This window comes from Mycobacterium sp. ABE4_509, assembly GCF_056160785.1.
Genome location: NZ_JBSWXU010000101.1, coordinates 1 through 20263, shown reverse-complemented (window position 1 = coordinate 20263; position 20263 = coordinate 1). Strand labels below are relative to the sequence as shown.

Annotated in this window: 20 protein-coding genes; 9 read left to right on the top strand and 11 right to left on the bottom strand. The window is 69.0% G+C overall.

Translation table 11 applies throughout. The features are described 5' to 3' along the window. Positions 1-226: 226 nt before the first annotated feature. The 3 genes from ACXAID_RS19510 to ACXAID_RS19500 are packed head-to-tail and all read left to right on the top strand — an operon-like array spanning position 227 to position 3065. Positions 227-904, top strand: coding sequence for a hypothetical protein (locus ACXAID_RS19510; protein WP_475023855.1), 678 nt, complete (start codon positions 227-229; stop codon positions 902-904). Then, positions 901-2046 (top strand): acyl-CoA dehydrogenase family protein, encoded by a 1146-nt coding sequence (locus ACXAID_RS19505; RefSeq protein WP_475023854.1) that lies wholly within the window; start codon positions 901-903, stop codon positions 2044-2046. Before ACXAID_RS19510 ends, ACXAID_RS19505 begins: the two co-directional genes overlap by 4 nt. A 32-nt stretch (positions 2047-2078) precedes the next feature. Beyond that, positions 2079-3065 (top strand): acyl-CoA dehydrogenase family protein, encoded by a 987-nt coding sequence (locus ACXAID_RS19500; RefSeq protein WP_475023858.1) that lies wholly within the window; start codon positions 2079-2081, stop codon positions 3063-3065. 3 nt (positions 3066-3068) lie between these two features. Here ACXAID_RS19500 and ACXAID_RS19495 read toward each other — a convergent pair whose 3' ends face one another. After that, entirely contained in the window at positions 3069-3875 is an 807-nt protein-coding gene (locus ACXAID_RS19495; RefSeq protein WP_475023853.1) for an SDR family NAD(P)-dependent oxidoreductase, read from the bottom strand. Between the two features lie 30 nt (positions 3876-3905). On the opposite strand from ACXAID_RS19495, the gene ACXAID_RS19490 reads away from it, so the two are divergent. Continuing rightward, the gene (locus ACXAID_RS19490; protein WP_475023852.1) at positions 3906-4955 is read left to right on the top strand and encodes an NAD(P)H-dependent amine dehydrogenase family protein; all 1050 of its coding nucleotides are present in this window, start codon (positions 3906-3908) and stop codon (positions 4953-4955) included. 204 nt (positions 4956-5159) lie between these two features. Next, positions 5160-8312, top strand: coding sequence for a hypothetical protein (locus tag ACXAID_RS19485; protein WP_475023851.1), 3153 nt, complete (start codon positions 5160-5162; stop codon positions 8310-8312). A gap of 144 nt (positions 8313-8456) precedes the next feature. Here ACXAID_RS19485 and ACXAID_RS19480 read toward each other — a convergent pair whose 3' ends face one another. Then, positions 8457-8927, bottom strand: coding sequence for a MarR family winged helix-turn-helix transcriptional regulator (locus ACXAID_RS19480; RefSeq protein WP_475023850.1), 471 nt, complete (start codon positions 8925-8927; stop codon positions 8457-8459). Between the two features lie 205 nt (positions 8928-9132). Between ACXAID_RS19480 and gntH the strand changes: the two genes are divergently transcribed. The 3 genes from gntH to ACXAID_RS19465 are packed head-to-tail and all read left to right on the top strand — an operon-like array spanning position 9133 to position 11973. Further along, a complete protein-coding gene (gntH, locus tag ACXAID_RS19475; protein WP_475023849.1) occupies positions 9133-10449 on the top strand; it encodes a guanitoxin biosynthesis MBL fold metallo-hydrolase GntH in 1317 nt (438 codons plus the stop codon). Next, a complete protein-coding gene (locus ACXAID_RS19470) occupies positions 10449-11486 on the top strand; it encodes a CobW family GTP-binding protein (RefSeq protein WP_475023848.1) in 1038 nt (345 codons plus the stop codon). The genes gntH and ACXAID_RS19470 overlap by 1 nt, the downstream gene beginning before the upstream one ends. After that, on the top strand, positions 11470-11973 hold the full coding sequence (locus tag ACXAID_RS19465; protein ID WP_475023847.1) for a hypothetical protein: 504 nt from the start codon (positions 11470-11472) through the stop codon (positions 11971-11973). Before ACXAID_RS19470 ends, ACXAID_RS19465 begins: the two co-directional genes overlap by 17 nt. Before the next feature lie 62 nt (positions 11974-12035). Here ACXAID_RS19465 and ACXAID_RS19460 read toward each other — a convergent pair whose 3' ends face one another. The 9 genes from ACXAID_RS19460 to ACXAID_RS19420 form a co-directional block, all read right to left on the bottom strand. Continuing rightward, positions 12036-12875: a DegV family protein gene (locus tag ACXAID_RS19460; RefSeq protein WP_475023846.1), complete on the bottom strand. Its 840-nt coding sequence runs from the start codon at positions 12873-12875 to the stop codon at positions 12036-12038. Between the two features lie 2 nt (positions 12876-12877). Then, complete coding sequence (gene octT, locus ACXAID_RS19455) at positions 12878-13624, bottom strand: diglucosylglycerate octanoyltransferase (RefSeq protein ID WP_475023845.1); 747 nt, start codon at positions 13622-13624, stop codon at positions 12878-12880. After that, a complete protein-coding gene (gene gpgP, locus ACXAID_RS19450; protein WP_475023844.1) occupies positions 13614-14300 on the bottom strand; it encodes a glucosyl-3-phosphoglycerate phosphatase in 687 nt (228 codons plus the stop codon). Before gpgP ends, octT begins: the two co-directional genes overlap by 11 nt. Further along, positions 14297-14686, bottom strand: coding sequence for a ribosome silencing factor (gene rsfS, locus ACXAID_RS19445; protein WP_475023857.1), 390 nt, complete (start codon positions 14684-14686; stop codon positions 14297-14299). Before rsfS ends, gpgP begins: the two co-directional genes overlap by 4 nt. Further along, complete coding sequence (gene nadD, locus ACXAID_RS19440) at positions 14683-15324, bottom strand: nicotinate-nucleotide adenylyltransferase (protein WP_475023843.1); 642 nt, start codon at positions 15322-15324, stop codon at positions 14683-14685. The genes rsfS and nadD overlap by 4 nt, the downstream gene beginning before the upstream one ends. Positions 15325-15372: 48 nt before the next feature. Next, positions 15373-16299: an endonuclease domain-containing protein gene (locus ACXAID_RS19435; protein ID WP_475023842.1), complete on the bottom strand. Its 927-nt coding sequence runs from the start codon at positions 16297-16299 to the stop codon at positions 15373-15375. 133 nt (positions 16300-16432) lie between these two features. Beyond that, entirely contained in the window at positions 16433-17896 is a 1464-nt protein-coding gene (locus ACXAID_RS19430) for a vWA domain-containing protein (RefSeq protein WP_475023841.1), read from the bottom strand. Then, the gene (locus ACXAID_RS19425; RefSeq protein ID WP_475023840.1) at positions 17896-18771 is read right to left on the bottom strand and encodes an AAA family ATPase; all 876 of its coding nucleotides are present in this window, start codon (positions 18769-18771) and stop codon (positions 17896-17898) included. Before ACXAID_RS19425 ends, ACXAID_RS19430 begins: the two co-directional genes overlap by 1 nt. An 18-nt stretch (positions 18772-18789) precedes the next feature. Further along, positions 18790-20049 (bottom strand): glutamate-5-semialdehyde dehydrogenase, encoded by a 1260-nt coding sequence (locus ACXAID_RS19420; protein ID WP_475023839.1) that lies wholly within the window; start codon positions 20047-20049, stop codon positions 18790-18792. A 58-nt stretch (positions 20050-20107) separates the two neighbouring features. Between ACXAID_RS19420 and ACXAID_RS19415 the strand changes: the two genes are divergently transcribed. Beyond that, a partial coding sequence (locus ACXAID_RS19415) for a PfkB family carbohydrate kinase (RefSeq protein ID WP_475023856.1) occupies positions 20108-20263 on the top strand: 156 nt, incomplete at its 3' end.

Sequence of the window (20263 nt, the reverse complement as noted above, 5' to 3'; positions counted from 1 at the left end):
GTGTCCGACTGCTCGGCGCCGTCGTCGACGTCCGGATCGCCGTCCTGGCCGTCGGCACCGCGGTGGTGATCCAGGCGCCGGCGCACACGCTCGGCGGGGAGTTGACTCGGCATCCCGTGACGGTAGGTCCGCGGCCCGACGCCCCCGGCCCGACCGCCCCGCAGCCCCCCGATACTGTGGATGAACTCGGCTTTGGGGACCGCGGTAGCTACCATTGCTCTCTGTTATGAACCGTCGAGCCCCGCTGATCGCAGGTATCGCGTTCGCGGTGCTCTACGCCACGGCCGTGCTGGTGCTGCACGCCCTGCCCGGATCCGACCTCGGCGTGATGCGCGTTCAGGCACTGCTGCTGACGTTCGCGGCGCTGGCCCTGGCGGTGCTGCTGGCCTTCGCCCGCGAACACCTCACCGGCCCACCGGCGCACCTGTTCAGCATCGGTTCGGCCCTGGTGGTCGCGCAGTTGTGCGTCGCGATCTGGTTCACCGGCGGCCCCGCACTGCGCCCCGGTCAGGTCCCGGCCGACACCGCCTACGCGATCGAAGACATCGGATTCTTCTGGCTGCCGACCGCCACCATCGCCCACATCTGCCTGGCAATACCGATCCTGTTGTCGGCCAACGAAGATCGACTGCCCCGCTGGCTGGGAATCGGTGCGGCGATCTTCACGGTGGAGCAACTGATCGAGACGATCACGATCATCGGCCCGCCGGGCAGCTTCATCTCCCCGGGCGGTCCGATGAACCACTATCTGGGCGGAACGCTGACCGCGGCGTTCTTCCTGGCCGTCGGGATCGCCCTGACGCCGCGCCGCCCCGCGAACGCCACGAGACCCACGCCCGCCGACGACGAGCCGGCCGCCGCCGAGCAGCCCGAAACCGTCGATGAGCCCGCAGGAGAGCGATGAGCCTTCCCCGACTGGTGCCGCGCTCGACGATCGATCCGGCCTCGACCGCGGAGTTGCGCGGCGAGGTCCGCCGGTTCCTCGCCGATCAGCTCGCCGCCGGTACGTTCACCCCGTCGATCGACGGATGGTTGTGCGGCTGGGACGAGGATTTCACCGCTGCGCTGGCCGAACGTGGCTGGCTGGGCATGACGGTGCCGACCGAGTACGGCGGCCCCGGCAGGTCGTTTCTGGACCGCTTCGTCGTCACCGAGGAGCTGCTGGCCGCGGGCGCCCCGATGGCCGCGCACTGGTTCGCCGACCGCCAGGTGGTGCCGTCGCTGCTGAAATACGGAACCGAGGATCAGCGCGCGGAGTTCCTGCCCAGGATCGTGCGCGGCGAGTGTTTCTTCGCGATCGGCATGAGCGAGCCGGATTCGGGCTCGGACCTGGCCAGTGTGCGGACCCGCGCCGACCGCGTCGACGGCGGCTGGAAGCTGACCGGCACGAAGGTCTGGACCTCCGGCGCTCACCACGCCCACGCATTCATCGCGCTGGCCCGCACCGCGCCCGTCGATCCGGAGCACCGGCATGCCGGGCTCAGCCAGTTCATCGTGGACCTGCGCGGGCAAGGCGTCCAGATCCGCCCGATCATCTCGATGAACGGCGCCCACCACTTCAATGAGGTGATTCTCGACGAGGCGTTCGTGCCCGACGCGATGGTCTTCGGCGAGATCGGCCGAGGCTGGCAGCAGGTCACCTCGGAGTTGGCGTTCGAGCGCAGCGGTCCCGAACGGATCCTGTCGACCTTCGCCGTACTCGATGCGTGCGCGAAAAACATGACCGCAGAACGACTCCCGCGCAGCGCCGAGCTCGGCCGGCTGGTGGCGCGGGTCGCCGGACTGCATCAGATGTCCTCGGCCGTGGCCGGCGCGCTGGAACGCCACGAACCCGCCGATGTCCCGGCCGCGGTCGTCAAGGTGCTCGGCACCAGCACCGAGGGCGACATCGCCGAATTCGCCCACCTCGCCGACGGCGGCACTGCCGGACAACAGTTCTCCGCTCTGGCCGCGGCCGCGGTGGATCAGCGGCCCGGGTTCACGTTGCGTGGCGGCACCAACGAGGTGTTGCGCGGCGTGATCGCACGAGGATTGGGGCTACGGTGAGCGCAACCGAGGTCGACCCGGCGCTGACGGAGATGATCGACGCCGTCTTCGCCGACTACCACCGCTCCCGGTCCGGACCGGACCAGGACTGCCTCGACCGGGATCTGTGGCGCCGCCTCGACGAACTCGGACTGGTCAGGCTCACCGGACCGGAGGAGGCCGGCGGCAGCGGAGCCGGGTGGCAGGAGGCAGCCGAACTGCTGACCGCGGCCGCCCGCCACGGCGTCCGGATCCCGTTGGCCGAACACGACCTTCTGGCATGTTGGCTGCTCGACGCGGCAGGGATATCCGGTGAGGCCGCGGTGCGCACGGTATGCATCGTCGACGGACACGGAACGGCCGCGGGTGTGCCGTGGGCGTCGGAGGCCGATCGGGTCGTCGTCGTCTGGTCCTCCGGCGATGGGCACCGCGCCGCCGACGTCGCCGCCGGGCAGCTCACCATCGCCGCCGGTTCCAACCTGATCGGCGAGCCGCGCGACACCGTCACCGTCGACACCGCCAGCCTCGACGGCGTCACGGTGAGCGCCGGTACGGTGGCGCAGCTGGCGGCGAAGTCCGCGATGGTCCGCGCGATTCAGGTGTGCGCAGCCCTGGACCGGGCACTGGAACTGGCCATCGAGCATGCGACCGCCCGGGTGCAGTTCGGCCGCCCACTGTCGAAATTCCAGGCTGTCCAGCAGCTGATCTCCGACATCGCCGCCGAGGCCGCACTGGCCCGCTCGGCCACCGAGGCGGCGCTCTCCGCCGCCGTCACCGCCGGCTGGACCGGTCAGCATGTGGAATTCCTTGTGGCGGCTGCTCGTTCGTGTACCGGCCATGCGGCGTCGGTGGTGGTGCGCAACGCCCATCAGGTCCTCGGCGCGATCGGCACCACCCGCGAACACCGCCTGCACGAGTACACCCGGGCGGCGTTGGCGTGGCGTTCGGAGTACGGCTCGGTGCACTACTGGGACGAGCGCGTCACCGACATGGCGCTGCAGCCCGGAGCGGCCGGGCTGTGGGGCCTGATCTGCCCGTGACGCTCAGCGCACGATGACGGTGCTGGGCACCCGCGGAGAACCGAGCATGTCTCGGTGCGACGGGGGCGTACGGCCGCCGGTGTCGGTGATTCCGTAGCGGCCGGCCAGCTCGGCACCGATCACGGTCTGCCCGCTCAGCTCGGCCAGCGCGGGATCGCCGAACAGCGCGTCGATCAGCAGCCCGGTGAACTCCGGCGTCTCGGCCTGTTCGGCGAACCGGTTCAGCGCCTCGACGTTGCCGTCGAAGGCCGATCGCAGCTTGTCGGTCAGCAGGATGCCCATCCAGATCGACACCGCCGTGACCGACGTGTCGGCGAAGTCGACCGCCATGTCGGCGGCCATCTTGTCGACTCCCGCTTTCTGGGCGCCGTAGGCCGGGCCGTGCATGTAGCACACCGACCCCGGCGACGAGGTGAACGCGATCAGCCCACGTTCGCGTTGCACCAGCCGCGGCGCGGCATGCCACGCCGCCACGTAGGACGAACGCAGCCCGACGTCGAGCACGTCGGCGAGCTCGCGGGGCTTCTCCCAGAACGGCTTGGCCGAGATCAGCTCATCGGAGATCACCGCGGCGTTGTTGACCAGCAGATCGAGCCGGCCTTCCTCGGTGTCGATGCGGTCGAAAAGCCGGGCCACCGCGTCGTCGTCGCGATGATCGAGCGGCACCCCCACCCCCCATTCCGGGGCTTCCGGGATGGTCCGGCCCGTGCCGTAGACCCGCCAGCCACGTCCGGCCAGCGCGGTGGCGATGCCCCGCCCGGCGCCGCGGCTGGCCCCGGTCACGATGGCAACCGGTGCGATGTCACCCATGGGGCCACCCTAGGGCGGTAGCTTGAGGCCATGTCGACCGACCAACCGCTTCGCGTGATCCAGTGGACGACCGGAAACATCGGCAGACGCTCCCTGCACGCCGTCATCGGCCGCGACGACATGGAGCTGGTCGGCGTGTACGCGCACGGCGCCGACAAGGTCGGTGTGGACGCCGCCGAACTGGCCGGCCGGCCGGAGCCCACCGGCGTCACGGCCACCGACGACATCGACGAGTTGCTGGCCCTGCGGCCCGATGCATGCTGCTACAACCCGCTGTGGCCCAACATCGACGAGCTGGTCGCGCTGCTGGAATCCGGCGTCAACGTCTGCTCGTCGGCCGCCTGGATCACCGGCGGCAAGCAGTCCCCGGAGGATCTCGCCCGGATTCGAAAGGCCTGCGAGAACGGCAATTCGACGATCTTCGGCAGCGGCGCCCATCCCGGGATGAGCAACATGGTCGGGATGGTGCTCTCCGGTGCGTGTGAGCGGGTCGACGAGATTCGCATCACCGAGTCTGTCGACTGCTCCACCTACGAGTCGGCGGGCACCCAGACCGCGATGGGCTTCTCGCAGCCCCCTGACACCCCCGGTCTGGCCGAGAGCGTGCGCCGGGAAAGCGAGGTGTTCGCCGAGTCGGCGGCCATGATGGCCGACGCCATCGGCGCCACCCTGGACCGAATGACGTTCGACGTCACGTTCACCGAGGCCACCGACGACAGCGACCTGGGCTTCATGCAGATTCCCAAGGGCACGGTCGCCGGCGTGCACGGCTATCACCGCGGCTGGGTCGGAGACCACAACATCGTCAGCGTCGGGTTCAACTGGATCATGGGCAGCCATGTCACCCCGCCCAAGCCGCTCGAGCACGGCCACGTCATCCAGGTGTTCGGGCTGCCGAACATGCGCACGGTGCTGCACTGCCTGCCGCCGAAGGACTGGACCGAACCGGGGTTCATGGGCCTGGGCATGATCTACACCGCCATGCCGGTGACCAACGCCGTGCCGGCCGTCGTCGCCGCCCCACCCGGAATCGTCACGCTGGCAGACCTTCCGCCGATCACCGGCCGATCCGCGGTTTGATCCGCGGTTTGATCCGCGGTGAACGTGGCGGCCGTTCCAACGTGGCGTGGCCGCCGGGTGACCACGCCCTGACCGCTCAGCGTGAATGACGCGGCGCCTTGATGATTGACCGCTCGGGTGGTCAGAAACCAGGCGCGGGAACGTGATCATGCATTAGCATCTGCAACGGCCAATGCATCTGGTCCAGCCCCGAGAGGTGAACCTGTGGAACGCATCCCCGCGCGCCCATCCGTCGGATACTCCAACTACGTGGGCCGGGTCGGCGCGTTGGCGGTCGCGCTGGGCCTCGGCGCAGCGGTCGCATCGATGCCGGCAGTGGCAGTCGCCGACACCACCAAGTCGCCGGGGTCGACGCAGTCGAGCTCGTCGTCGGGTGAGGATTCCGCGGACTCGGCGGGGGCATCGTCGGGTTCGGACGCGGAGTCCACTGATTCGGACGCCGAGGCCGACGCAGGGGGATCCGACGGCGACGGGCCCGAGGACAGCGACGAAGACACCGAATCCGAGGACCTCACCGACGAAGACCTCACCGACGAAGACCTCACCGACGAAGACCTCACCGACGAAGACCTCACCGACGAGGACCTCGCCGAGGAATCGACAGACGACGGTGCCGGCTCGGACCCCGATATCGAAACCGAACCCTCGCGGTCGTCGGATGCGGGACCGTCACTCCCGCAGGAGGGCCCGGAACCCTCCGTCGAGGACGAGACCGAACCCCTCGCTGCGGAGGAGGCGATTCCCGATGCCGACGAGGAGAGCCCCGCAGCGGCGGCGCAGGAGCCCGGCGACCAGGGCGAGGCAACCTCGGCTCCGGTGGACCCCGCCGACGAGGCGGCCACCGAAGCAGGGGCCGAGGCTGACGCACCCACGCAGGTGATGACCGCGATGCCGCAGGCACCGGCACCCCAGGGTGTGGTCGCGCGGCTGGCGTCGTGGCTCGGGTGGTCCTCGGGCGGCGATTCGTCGGTACCGGCGTTGGCGCCGCTGACCTGGGCGACGGCAGCCTTCGCCCGCCGTGAGATCGGTGCGACGCTGCTCGGCGGCGACCCGCTGCCGGCGATTCCCGTCGCGGCGGCCACCGTGGGCTCCTGCGGTCTGGACGGAGTCTGCTTGGCCCTGGAGGAGTTCCAGAGCGACATCACCAATGCGCTGACCACCCTGTTCGCCGCTGCCGATCCAGCCCTCGAAGATGTCGCCGAGTTGTTCGGCGCAGCGAGTTTCACCCTGATCAGCGCCGGCATGCTCAACGACTTCGAGACCGTGCCGGGCACACTTCAGGACCTCGCGACCAACGACGACGTCCTCGCATCCATCTCGACGCTGGTCGCCGGCAACAGCGCACTGGCTGGACTGCCTCCCGCCCTTCAGAGCACCATCGGCGACGCGGCGGCGTATCTGGTCGAGCAATCACTCGGCAATCAGGTTGTCGCCGAGGCGCTCGTCCCGGTTTTCCAGGCCATTCCGTTCCCGACCGATGCGTTCGAGGTCGGAGAGTATCTCGCCGACCTCGTCGACGACGATTTCAGCTTCCAGCAGGCCCTGGTCGACCTGATCGGCACATCCGTGCAGGACGAGCTCGGCTCCTTCTTCGCAGATCCGGACGTGCAGCAGGCCCTCGGCTCCGCCACGGCCGACGCGATCAAGGTGCTGACGGGTGCCACCACCCCGTCGTGGGCGACATCGGCGAGCACCCCCGCGGTCGCGAGCTACCTGGGCGAGCTGGTCGCAACGACGCTGCTGGGTGAGAACAACTCCGGGGTGGCCACGGCGGTGACCGGCTCGGTCGCCGGCCTGCTGTCCGCGATCGGGGACGACCTGGCCGATGTCGCAGGAACCGCGGTGATCACGTTCCTGAGCCAGTCCGGTGTCAACGGCGCGCTTTCAACCGAGGTCCTCAACTCGATACTCGCCGGGTTGGGTGGTAGTCCGCTGTCCGGCGGCGGTCCCCTGGCCCCCGCCGTCGGTGTCGCACTGTCCGACGCCGCGGACTCGCTTCTCTCCAATGCCGCTGTCGTGCAGGGCGTAGGCAGCGCGATCGGAGACCTGGTCGCCGGCCTCGTCGAGGATGCGGCGGTGCGGGAGTGGGCCGGCGCCGAGGTCGCCGCGGCGGTGACGGCGGCGCTGGGCGACCTCCCGATCGCGGCGCCGGTCGGCCTGGCGGTCGGAGCGGCGGTGCAGGAGCTGATGGCCACCCCGGGCCTCGGCTCCGAGCTGGGTGCGCTGATCGCCTCGCTACCATCCGCGTTGTTCGACCACGCGGGTGTGGCCGACGCCCTGGGCGAGGCAGTCGACCAGCTCACCGCAGCGGTCGTCAGCGGTGACGACCCGGCCGCGGCGGTCGCCTCCGCGCTGGCCGCACTGCGGGACAACACGGCGATCGAAACCGCGCTGAAAGCCACCGCCGCCGCCGTCCTCTCCGATCTCGACTCCACCGTGCTGGGCAATGCCACCTTCCAACAGGCACTGGGCAACATGGTGACGGCCTTGGTCGTCAACCTGGCCTCCGACACGGCTGTCCAGGCGTTCATCGCCGAGGAATTCGGCCCACCCCTGGGGACAGCTTTCGTTGCGGCACTGGCAGATCCGGCGGTGGGTGACGCCCTGGCCGAGGCGCTCGGCTCGTCGATCACCGACTTCCTGTCCGACACCGGTTTCCGGACGGCCCTGACCGACGTCGCCGACCAGCTTGCCGATGCGGTCCTGGCCGGCACTGATCTGTCGGGGGTCTTGGTCAGCGCCTTGGCGGAGCTTCAGGACGATCCCGCCGTCCAGGCTGCGGTGGCCACCGTCACCCCGGAGGTGCTGAAACCGCTGCTGGGCAACGCCGAGTTCCGTGACGCGGTCGGCGATATCGCAGAGACGCTGGTCACCGACTACCTCGAAGAGACTGTGCTCGACAATGTGCCCCTGGACGGTCTGGCAGGCCAGTTCGTGAAGGGAACCCTGGAATCGCTGTTGGCGAGCCCCGCGGTGACGAACCTGCTCAGCGATGTCGCCGCCGAGGTGCTCGACGGGACACCGTTGGCCGATGTCACGGGCGAGGTACTGCGCGCTGTCCTCACCCAGCCGGCGCTCCAAATCGCGGTCGGCATGGCCCTGGGACAGGGAATCGGCGCGTTGTTCGGCGACAACATCGTCGGCACCGTCGTCGGTGCGATCGCAGGGTTCAACGCCTCGATCGCGGTCGTGGTGACGGCCGGGGTCACCCAGATCGTCAACTGGCTGTCCGGCGGTGCGCTGCTGGCCGCGGTCTCGCCAGCACCCTCGGCAGCGGTGAGCGTCGGGGCCTACCGGGACGCTCCGATGTACATCACGGTCCTGGTGCCCGGAGCCACCGTACGGGCGGCGGTCTGAGGCGAGAAGGGCGGCGGTTCGCCGTGGTCGGGGTACGGCCCGGATGACAGCGCCGCTGGCGAGTTCCTGGCCGTCGAGGCGCACAGGGCTCTCGGAGCAGGTGATGTCACCGACTGGGTGCAGAACGCTTTCGGCTCCGCACGGCTAAATCCGCTCGAGGATCTGAGCGATGGATACCAGCTCTTCCCCACTGAAGTGACCGCCAAACCAGCTGACGACCTTGCGCTCCACTTCGGGGAAGAGAAATTCGAGCATCTCCCGGCCTGCCTCGGTGGCTTCGACGATGACACCGCCGCCCACGTCCGGGTGCCGGTGACGCGTGATCAGGCCACGCTTCTCGAGTCGGGCCATGATCGATGAGGCGGTTGTGGGGTTGGGCGCCAGCGATGCTTGCCGGGTGAGTTCCGACGGACGCAGCGGACCGTGTACGGCAATGGCGACCAGTACATCGAAATCGTGGATCTTCAAAGGACTATCCATGCGCCGCAGGTCGGCCTGCCCGCGCATCTGGATCTGGGACGCCGCGGACAGGACGGCAAGCAGGGCTCGGATGTCGGTCCGTGCGACCCGCTCAGCATCGAGACGGTGCTCTCGGGATGCGCTCGACATGGTCATCGGCTCACTTCCAGGTTAGGCCAGGCACAGCACGTATAGGTCATTTAACCAATAAAAGCATCCGTATGCATTGCCCTAAAAGCATTTGTTTAACAGTATGTGTACGTATACTCACACGCTTAGATGAACTGAGTCCAACTGCTCGCCGGCGACCGGGCCCCCTGTCCGCGCTTGTCACGGCAGGTGATCGCAAAGGAGCGAGGCAATGCCCGATTCGACCAATCCATATGGCGGACGCCCGGGCGGCGGGATCAGCCTGCCGGCGTACTACCAGCCGTGGCCGGCGATCAAGAACCGCAACATGTTCCTGCCGGGCACCGAGGTGCTGCCTGAGAACGAGATGCGGGTGACGTTTCTGGGGAGCTCGCCGTGGCCGCCGAACGCGCTGCAGAAGGGCACCTCGATGCTCGTCGAGTTGGGCAACGGCACCGATCAGCCACGCCGGTTCTTCTTCGACCTGGGCAACGGCAGCGTCGGCCATGCGATCGCGCTCCAGGTGCCCGCGGCGCTGATCAACGACATCTTCATCAGCCACCTGCATGCCGACCACTATGCGGATCTGCCCTACATGTATCCGTTCAGGGCGTTCTCCGGTGGATTCGAGCCACTTCGGGTGTACGGCCCCTCGGGTCGCACTCCCGAACTCGGTATCGCGGCGATGGTCGAGAACATGCGCAAGATGAATCGCTGGCATGAAGAGAACTTCGACTCCTGCCCTGTCGGTGACGGTTTCGAGATCGACGTCCATGAATTCGACTGGACCGAGCGCAACGGCATCTGCTACCAGCAGGACGGGGTGACCGTCCGGCACTGGCCCCGCTCCCATGTCAAGGACGGCGCATCGGCCTACCGGCTCGACTGGGAGGACGCCGGCCTGTCATTCGTGTGGACCGGCGACGGGCGACCCGACGAGCTGTCCGTGCAGTACGGCGCGGGCGCCGACCTGTTCGTCACCGAAGGAACCATCGACACCCCCTGGCTCACCGGACTGAAGGTCGGTGCCCCGGCCAAGCTCTGGGAGTACACGATGGACATCTACCACACGCCCTATTACGCGGCGGGCTACATGTTCGCGCAGGCCCAACCACGGATGGCGGCCATCTGCCACTTCGAGTGGAGCGACGACCAACTGATGGCCGAGTCGGTCGCCGAGATCCGTTCCCACTGGAACGGTCTGTTCATGTTCGGGTTCGACCTCAATGTCGTCAACATCACCAAGGACGCCATCTGGTCACGCCAGGCGGTGGTGTCCGACGGGGCCGCACCCGCCTCGATGGACCCCCGCTGGTTCCTCCATCCCGGCGATTCGCTGCCGGAGTCAATCACTTTCCCCACCCCACGCAACCCCCGGGAGAACCAGCAGGAGCAGTTCGTCCGCGACCTCGAGATCGACCCCCACAAGTACTATCCGCGCGACACTTTCAGAGAACCTACCCAGACCTGGCCTGGCGTCACGATCAACCCCCGCGAGATGCTTGCCCAGCGCGGGATCGAGCTCCCGGCGGATTGGCGCAAGTCCTGATGAGAAGCGCGTCGCCGCTGCTGGCGCCAGCGCCGCAGACCACACCGCCCGCCGCGCCCGGCAACGACCCAATACCGGTCATGCTGCTCACCGGCTTTCTCGGCGCAGGCAAGACCACCCTGCTCAACCGAATCCTGACCGCAGATCACGGCCTGCGAGTGGGTGTGCTGGTCAACGATTTCGGAGCTATCAACGTCGATGCCGCCCTGGTGCACAGCGTCGAGGAAGACACCATCAGCCTGACCAACGGGTGCGTGTGTTGCGAGATCCGCGACGACCTCGTCGCGTCGGTGCAGACGCTCCTCGACCGCGTCGACAGTATCGACTACGTGATCCTGGAGGCCAGCGGCATCGCCGATCCTGCCGGCATCGTGATGACCTTCCTCGATGCCCGCTATGTCGGAGTGCTGCGCATCGACAGTATCGTCTGCCTCGTCGACGCCGAGGGTCTCTTCCGCGACGGTGACGACAATCGGCTCACCGCGCTGAAGCTGCGCCAGATCGCCTTCGCCGACTTGGTCGTGCTCAACAAGACCGACCTGGTCGCTCCGGCGCACGTCGAAGTGATCCGTGACTGGATCGACCTGCACATCAAGCGAATCCGCATCGTCGAGTCCAGCCATGGCGACGCTCCGATGGAGGTTCTACTTGGAGCGGGCCGGTTCGATCCCGCCGCGCTACCACTGCACGACAGTGGAACCCATACCCCTGTAGGCCCGCCAGTCCAGCGGTGGAGTCATCGGACCCAGGCCCGGTTCTGCCCTGATGCACTGCACCGCATGGTCAAACGCGAGTTACCCGCTTCGGTATACCGTTGCAAGGGCATCATCTTCACCCCCGAGGACGACCAGCCGATGGCACTGCAAATCGTCGGCCGTCGCTGCGACATCTCCCCGATCGATCGCCGGATACCCAGCACGACCAGCGAAATCGTAGTAATCGGAAGAGATATCAACGCCACGGAGCTTGATCGCCTGTTCGAGACATGCGAGGTCCCGAACAGGCCTCGAGGAGTCGGGCATGCCCGGCTTGTATGAATTCCTGGTTGGCTCGGTGCCTATTGCCGGAGGGGCCGTACTCGGGGCGGTGGCAGGAAACATAGCCGGAGGCGTCAAGAACCCCGATGCACGTAGCTTGATCAATCAGGATCTCGACCTGATCGACCGATTGCCGGCAGAGGAAACCGACCGACGCGCTGCCGTCCTGCGCACCGTCAACGCGAGAGTCGACGAATTGGTCGCCGGTTTCGAACGCAAGACCTCAGTGCGCAAAGCCGCGATCTCCTACCAGGGCAACTGGCGCGACATCGTCGTGCTCGTCTGCGCCATCATGCTGACCATCGCGTGGTGGAACGAGGACCACGCTCGTACCTATTGGCTGCCCACCCTGGTCCTGCTGTTTGTGTTGTGCGGATTGTCGTTCGGGTACGCCGCAAGAGGGGTGACACGCGCGGTGAGCACATACCGGCACGACCACGCATTCACCGATCGCGCCGCCAATCAGCGGAAACAATCCGTGGAATAGACGCAGCCACTCCCGTCGCACGTCCCGGTCAGAGCCCCCGAGTTCGGCGAGCCGGCGTGCTCTCAGCCGTCTGCCACACACACCGCAACCCCGACCGCGCCCGCACCGACATGCACCGACAGCAGCGGCCCCATATCGGCCACGGTCAGCGACGACAATTGCGGAAGACGCCGGGTCAGCGCCGCACCGAGCTCGTCGGCGGCGTCGTGGTTGTCGACGTGGTGCACCACCACATCGGCGCGGCGCTCCCCCACCACCTCGGCGACCCGCTCGACCATCGCCGCGTGCGCCTTGGTGATGGTGCGGATGCGCTGGTCGAGCACCAGGCGGCCGTCGAGGTCCAGGCACAGCAGCGGCTTCAGCGACAGCGCGGTGCCCAGCCAGGAGGCCGTGGTGCGGATCCGCCCGCTGCGGCGCAGGTTGTCCAGCCGATGCACCACCAGCAATACGTGCACCCGCGGCAGCGCTGCACGGGCAGCCTCCTCGACGGCGTCCAGGTCGGCGCCCGCCTCGGCGGCGCGGGCGGCGGCGGTCGCGACGAACCCGACACCCATCGCGGCCGAGCGCGAGTTGACCACGCGCACAGCCGATCCGAACTCACGCGCAGCGGTGACCGCCGCACCGTAGGTGCTCGACAGAGCTGCCGACAGGTGAACCGCGACCACCCCGTCGCCGCCGCTGTCGGCCAGCGCCTGGCGATAGGTCTCGACCAGCTCGGCCGGTGTCGCGCCCGCTGTCGTGACCTTGGGCCGGTCGTGGATGTCGTAGGGGATCTCGTCGACGCCGTCGCGCAGGTCCTCCCCGTCGACCAGGACGTGCAGCGGCACCTCCCGGATGTTCCAGCGCTTGCGCTCGTCGAGCGTCAACCGTGACGACGAGTCGCTGACCACCACCACCGACATCGTCAGCCACGCGAATCCACGACGTGCACACCGGCTTCGGCCAGGGCCTTGATCATCAGGTCGGCCACCGCGCGGTGCGCCTCGAAGTTCCAGTGGATGCCGTCGGGGTTGCCCCGGCCGGCCAGCACGTGCTCGGCGACCGCGGCCTTGAGGTCGACCAGCGGCACCTCGTGCTCGGCCGCCCACCTGGTGATCGCCGTGACGGTGCCGGGCCGGCCGCGGTGGGCCATCCCGTAGGTCGGGGCGATGTGCACCGACGGCAGCGAAGCCACCATCGGGATGCCTGGCCGGTTGAAGTCGATTGCCGCCCTGGTCATTTCCAGATATTCGACCGACAGGTGCGGAGGGAGCGCCGCCCGCGCGATCGGGGACAGCCGCGGCTGCACCCAGCCGTAGCCGTCCCGCGCCCAACGGCGCAGCCACGGCGGCCGCACGTAGCGGATGAGCTCGCGCAGCGCGGTCGGCAGCGGCGAGGGCAGCGAATCCATCCCCGACGTCGCGAAGATCACCGCGCCCGCCTTGGGCAGCGCCGCCCACGCCCGCGGGTCCTGCGTCGCCGCCCACCACACGTCGCGGCTGGTCCAGCCGATCCGCCCGATCAGCTCGAGACGCCAGCCCAGTTGGTCGGCGACCAGGTTGGGCCAGATCCGGGGGTCGTCGGACGGCAGACCGCCGGTCGGACCGTAGTAGGACAGCGAGTCACAGAAGACCAGCAGCGTCCTGGTGCCCGGGTCGGGCTCAGAGGACATCGTTGGCGACCTGCGCCGAGGCGTTCCAGACGTCCAGGCGCCAGCGGATGTCGTCGTAGCGGTCCGGGTCGCCGTCGGCGCGGGAGTGTCCGGCCAACTGCACCCAGCTGGCGTTACCCATGCCGCCCAGCACCGGCCAGTTGTCCACCGGCAGCCCGAGCAGCGCGCCGGTCAGCGCCGCGATCAACCCGCCGTGCGCCACCAGCACCACCGGCCGGTCCGGGTCGCCCTGCTCACCGGCCCCCCACTCCGACTGCTGGGCGACCAGTTCCTGGACCAGCGGCACGCTGCGCTCGGCCACGTCGACGCGGCTCTCCCCGCCGTGCGGGGCCCACCGGGCGTCGTCGCGCCACGCCAGCCGGGCACCCGGGGCGACTGCGTCGACCTCGACGTGCGTCATGCCCTGCCAGTCGCCCAGATGCGTCTCGCGCAGCCGGGTGTCGATACTGACCGGCTGGCCGCTGCGGTCACCGAGCGCGACGGCGGTGTCCAGCGCGCGGCGCAGATCCGACGACACGATCAGCAGCGGCTGCCGTTTGGCCAGCACCTCGGCCGCAGCGGCGGCCTGTTCGTGGCCCAACTCGGTCAGGTCGGTGTCCAGCTGGCCCTGCATCCGGCTGCCCGCGTTGTACTCGGTCTGACCGTGGCGCAGCATCACCAGTCGGCGGATCCTCATCGGTCACCCTCCGCGGTGTGATCTGCATCGTCGAGGTCGACGGGAACGGTCGGGCAGTCCCGCCACAGCCGGTCGAGGGCATAGAAGTTGCGCTCGTCCTGATGCTGGATGTGCACGACGATGTCGACGTAGTCGAGCAGGGTCCAACGCCCCTCGCGGGTGCCTTCACGGCGCGCGGGTTTGTGCCCGGCCTCGCGCATCTTCTCTTCGACCTCGTCGACGATCGCATTGACCTGGCGCTCGTTGGAGGCAGAGGCGATGACGAAGAGATCGGTGATGACGAGCTGTCCCGAGACGTCGATGACAACGACGTCGTCGGCGAGCTTGGCGGCGGCAGCCCGGGCGGCCAGGGTGGCCATCTCGAGGGCTTCGGCTGTGGCGGTCAGGGGCGATCTCCTTCGGCTGTGAAGCTGTGTTTGCGGTAGAGGTCTCGTTTGGCGACGTACTGCACGACGCCGTCGGGAACCAGATACCAGATGGGCCGGGACTGCTCGGCGCGCACCCGGCAGTCGGTCGACGAGATGGCCAACGCGGGCACCTCGACCAGGTGCAGCGCATCGGCGGGCAGTTCGGCCATCGCCGCCGAGATGTGCTTGCCGTCGAGTTCGTAGCCCGGCCGGTTGACGCCGATGAACTTGGCGATGGCGAACATCTCCTCCCAATTCTGCCAGGACAGAATCGAGGCGAGGGCGTCCGCACCGGTGATGAAGTAGAGCTCGGCGTCGGGGTTCAGACTGCGCAGGTCACGCAGTGTGTCCTTGGTGTAGGTCGGACCACCCCGGTCGATGTCGACCCGGCTGACCGAGAAGCGGGGATTCGACGCGGTCGCGATGACCGTCATGAGATAGCGGTCCTCGGCTGCGCTGACCTGGCGGCTGCGCTTCTGCCAGGGCTGCCCGGTGGGCACGAACAGCACCTCTTCGAGGTCGAACAGGTCGGCGACCTCGCTGGCGGCGACGAGGTGCCCGTTGTGGATGGGATCGAATGTCCCACCCATCACGCCCAGGCGCCGTCGCGATTGCACGACTAGCGAGCTTACGGGACCGACGCTCCTCGCCCCGACTGTGCGAACTCATCCGCGACCCGCCGACGCCGGCGGACCAGACTGCACACTCACCACGGCCACCGGTCGCGGCGTCCCGGACCATCCCCGGGCGCCCAGCGCCGCCTGCACCCGCTCGACGATGACATGGCGCCGCTTCAGCATGTCCGCGCTGACCCTGATCACGACCCAGCCGGCGGCCTCGAGCAGGGCGGTGCGGTCGATGTCCCACGCTCGCTGCCGACTGTCGGTCCAGTGCTGGGCGCCGTCGTACTCCACCGCGACCCGCCATCGCCGCCAGCCCATGTCCAGCCGGGCGAAGACGCGGCCGGAGTCGCCACGCACCTCGATCTGGGTCTGTGGCCGGGGCAGGCCGGCCTGCACCAGCAGCAGCCGGGTCAGCGACTCGTAGGGCGACTCCGAGCCGCCGTCGACCAGCGCAAGGACGTCGTACAGCTGTCGCAGCCCACGCACACCGGGGTGGTGTTCGGCCACCTGGTCGATATCGCCGACCACCAGGTCGGTGGCGTTCATCAGGGCGTCGATGCGCTGGACGGCGTTCCCGGTCGGCAGGCGGCGGCCCAGGTCGAAGGCTGTCCGCGCGGCCGTGGTGACCGGCAGGCCGGCTACATGTGTGATCTCGTCACTGCCCAGCGCGTCGGAATGGACGGTGACCCCCGGCGGTGGACGCCGGTTGCGGTGGACCACCTCGGCAGGTAACTCGGGCTCGACCCACTTCGCTCCGAGTGCCGCCGCGGCCGAGGCGCCCGACAGCACGCCGCGACGCTTGGTCCACAGCCAGGCGGCGCGGCCTCGCCCGAGCGCGTCCAGCTCCGCCCCGCGGGGCATCCACACACCCGGGTACACCGCCACGTGGAAGCGGCGCAGCTCGCGGGCCGTGAGACTGCCCGCAGCCAGCTGCTCGCACGCCCGGAACGGCCACTCGCCGGTGTTCATGGCCGCAGCGTGGCGCGACCCACCGACGATTCGCCTACCCCAGGGCCGACCTATCCACAGCCCGTCGCCGCGAGTGTGCGGATCGGTCCGCCTTGCCCGGCGAGTCGCGGACGACACCGCACACTCGGCGGCTCTAGACCGGCAGCAGCGCGTCGATCACCGAGGCCAGCTGTCTGGCCGACCGGCATTCGTGCATCGTGATGACGTCCTCGTAGCGCGGTACCGCCGAGTCGCCGCTGCCCCACAGGTGCCGGGGCTCGGGGTTGAGCCAGTGCGCATGCCTGCTGGCGTTCACCATGTGCGCGAGCAGATCGGTCTCCGGGTTGCGGTAGTTGTTGCGTCCGTCGCCCAGCACCAGCAGCGAGCTGCGCGGCGAGAGCACGTTGGGGAAGTCGTTCAGGAACGACACGAACGCGTGCCCGTAATCGGAGTGCCCGTCGCGGGTGTAGACGCCGGCTTCGCGGGTGATGCGCTGCACCGCGACCGCGAGGTCGGCATCGGGGCCGAACAGTTCGGTGACCTCGTCGGTGGTGTCGATGAAGGCGAACACGCGCACCCGGGAGAACTGCTGGCGCAGCGCGTGCACCAGCAGCAGGGTGAAGTGGCTGAACCCGGCGACCGAGCCGGAGACGTCGCAGAGCACCACCAGCTCCGGGCGCGCCGGGTGCGGCTTCTTGAGCACCACGTCGATCGGCACACCACCGGTGGACATCGACTTGCGCAGCGTCTTGCGCAGGTCGATCTCACCGGCCCGGGAGCGACGCCGGCGCGCGGCCAGCCGGGTGGCCAGCGTGCGGGCCAGCGGGGCCACCACCCGGCGCATCTGCCCGAGCTGCTCGGCCGACGCACGCAGGAACTCGACGTTCTCGGCGAGCTGGGGAACCCCGTAGGTCTGGACGTGCTCGCGACCCAGCTGCTCGGCGGTGCGCCGTTTGGTCTCGGCCTCCACCATCTTGCGCAGTTGCGAGATACGTTGAGCAGCGAGGGCTTTGGCGATCTGCTCCTGGGTGGGGGTGGGCTCGTCACCGTAGGGCGCGAGCAGCCCGGCCAGCAGCCGGCCCTCCAGGTCGTCGAGGCTCATCGCCTTGAGCGCCTGATACGACGAGTACGACGGGCCGCGGCTGGAGTTGTAGCGGCCGTGGGATTCGACGATCTGGGCGATCATCGCGGCCAGCCGCTCGTCGAGGTCGGTCAGGTCCTGGCCGTCGTTGGCGTTGCGCCAGTCGGTCAGCATGTCGACCAGGGCGCTGCGCAACGCCTCGATGTCCTCCGGCGGCAGGCCCTGCGGCTCGTCGGCGTCCTCGTCGTCCTCCGACAGCACCGTCTTGGCGCCCAGCGCGGCCGGGAAGAACAGATCGAACAGCACGTCGTAGGTGTCGCGGTGGTCGGGCCGGCGCAGCACCGCGCACGCGATGCCCTCGCGCAACACCTCGCGGTCACCCAGGCCCAGGGTGGCCATCACCTGCCCGGCATCGACCGTCTCGGACGGCCCCACCGAGATCCCCTGACGGCGCAGCGCCTCGACGAACTCGACCAGGTGCCCCGGGATTCCGTGGGGCGCCAACGGTTGCGGCGGGCGGGTGCGGCGGGGGGCCATCAGTTGAGCCTCAGCTCCCCGGCGGCCTTGATCTGGTCGGACTGGTGTTTGAGCACCACGCCCAGGGTCGCCGCGATCAACTCGTCGTCGATGGTGTCCAGCCCCAGGGCCAGCACCGTGCGGCCCCAGTCGATGGTTTCGGCCACCGACGGCACCTTCTTGAGCGCCATGCCGCGCAGCACCCCGATGATGCGGACCAGTTCCTCGGCGATGTGCTCGGGCAGTTCGGGCACCCGCGAGAGCAGGATGCGCCGCTCCAGGTCGGGGTCGGGGAAGTCGATGTGCAGAAACAGGCAGCGCCGCTTGAGCGCCTCGGACAGCTCCCGGGTCGCGTTGGAGGTCAACACCACCAGCGGCTTGCGTTCGGCGACGATGGTGCCCAGTTCGGGTACGGTCACCGCGAAGTCGGAGAGCACCTCCAGCAGCAGGCCCTCGATCTCGATGTCGGCCTTGTCGGTCTCGTCGATCAGCAGCACCGTGGGGTCGGTGCGCCGGATCGCGGTCAGCAGTGGGCGCGACAGCAGGAACTCTTCGGAGAAGACGTCCATCTTGGTCTGGTCCCAGTCCCCCGACCCGGCCTGAATCCGCAGGATCTGCTTGGCGTGATTCCACTCATAGAGCGCCCGGGCCTCGTCGACGCCCTCGTAGCACTGCAGGCGGACCAGCCCCGAATCGGTGGACGCGGCGATCGCGCGGGCCAGCTCGGTCTTGCCGACCCCGGCGGGGCCCTCCACCAGCAGCGGCTTGCCGAGCCGGTCGGCGAGGAACACCGCGGTGGCGGTGGCGGTGTCGGGCAGGTAGCCGGTCTCGGCCAGCCGGCGTGCGACATCGTCGATGTCGGCGAACAGCGGCGCGGGGCGTGCGGGGACGCTCACTTCGATGCTTCTCCTGACTCAGGCTGGCCGCGTGTGGCCGTCACCCCACACGATCCACTTGGTCGACGTCAATTCGGGCAGACCCATCGGCCCTCGTGCGTGCAGCTTCTGGGTGGAGATGCCGATCTCAGCGCCGAAACCGAACTGTTCCCCGTCGGTGAACGCGGTCGACGCGTTCACCATCACCGCCGCGGCGTCCACCCGTTCGGTGAACCGTTGCGCGGCAGCAAGATCCTTGGTGACGATGGCCTCGGTGTGTCCGGTGCCGTATTCGTTGATGTGACCGACCGCGCCGTCGACGCCGTCGACCACCGCCAGGGCGATGTCCATCGACAGGAACTCGGCGCGCAACTCGTCCTCGGACGGGTCGATGTGCACCGTCACACCGGCGGCCTGCAGCGCCGCGATCAGCCGGGGCACCGCGACGTCGGCGATCGCCGCGTCGATCAGCACCGACTCCGCGGCGTTGCAGACACTGGGCCGGCGCGTTTTGGCGTTGAGCAGGATCGCCTCGGCCATGTCCAGGTCGGCCGATTCGTGGACGAACACGTGGCAGTTGCCCACCCCGGTCTCGATGGTCGGCACCTGGGCGTCGCGCACGACGGCGTCGATCAGCCCCGCGCCGCCGCGCGGGATCACGACGTCGACCAGACCGCGGGCCTGGATCAGATGGGTGACGCTGGCCCGGTCGGCGCTGGGCAGCAGTTGCACGGTGTCACAGTCGATGGTCTCGGAGGCCAGCGCGGCCTGCAGCGCGGCGACCAGCGCGGCGTTGGAGTGCGCCGCCGACGAGCTGCCGCGCAGCAGCACGGCGTTGCCGCTCTTGAGCGTCAGCCCGAACGCGTCGACGGTGACGTTGGGCCGACCCTCGTAGACGATGCCGACCACCCCCAGCGGAACCCGCTGTTGGCGCAGCTGCAGACCGTTGGGCAGGGTGCGGCCCCGCAACACCTCGCCGACCGGGTCGGGCAGGCCGGCCACCTGGCGCAGACCGTCGGCGATGCCCTCGATGCGGGCCGGATCCAGCGCCAGCCGGTCGAGCATCGCAGCCGGGGTGCCCGCGGCCCGGGCAGCCTCCAGGTCGGCCTCGTTGGCCTGCAGAATCGTGCGGGTGTTCATCAGCACGTAGTCGGCGGCGATCCGCAGCGCGTGGTTCTTGGCATCGGTGCTCAGGGTGGCCAGCGTGCGGGCGGCCACCCGGGCGCGCCGCGCCGCGTCGTGCACCTGGGTGCGCAGGTCGTCAGCAACGTCGCTGCGCTCGGGCGCGTGCAGAGCCATTAGCCCAGCTTATCGGACCTGCCCGCACCGTTTCACGCCAGGCGATAGCGTGGGCCGCATGCCTGCGCGGGTCTGTGTGGTCGGCAGCGTCAACGCCGACCTCACCTTTGCCGTCGACGCGCTGCCCCGCCCGGGCCAGACGGTGCTCGCTTCGGGGCTGAGCGCCGCGCCGGGCGGCAAGGGGGGCAACCAGGCGGTCGCGGCCGCTCGGGCC